The following is a 268-nucleotide window of genomic DNA, read 5'->3' on the forward strand; positions in this document are numbered from 1 at the left end:
TCGCCCTATTCAGACTCGCTTTCGCTGCGGCTCCGTCTTTCCAACTTAACCTCGCATATGATCGTAACTCGCCGGTTCATTCTACAAAAGGCACGCTATCACCCGGCATTTTTCCGAAGGAAAAGATACACAGGGCTCTAACTACTTGTAGGCACACGGTTTCAGGATCTTTTTCACTCCCCTTCCGGGGTGCTTTTCACCTTTCCCTCACGGTACTGGTTCACTATCGGTCACTAGGGAGTATTTAGCCTTGGGAGATGGTCCTCCC

At 50.7% G+C, this 268-nt stretch carries 1 rRNA gene; it reads right to left on the reverse strand.

Going from position 1 to position 268, the window contains the following annotated elements:
- Nucleotides 1–268, reverse strand: a 23S ribosomal RNA gene (locus tag M3182_RS25890); the annotation flags it as partial.

Origin of the sequence: Mesobacillus maritimus (genome assembly GCF_023715205.1) — a bacterium.
Taxonomy (GTDB): domain Bacteria; phylum Bacillota; class Bacilli; order Bacillales; family Cytobacillaceae; genus Mesobacillus_B; species Mesobacillus_B maritimus_C.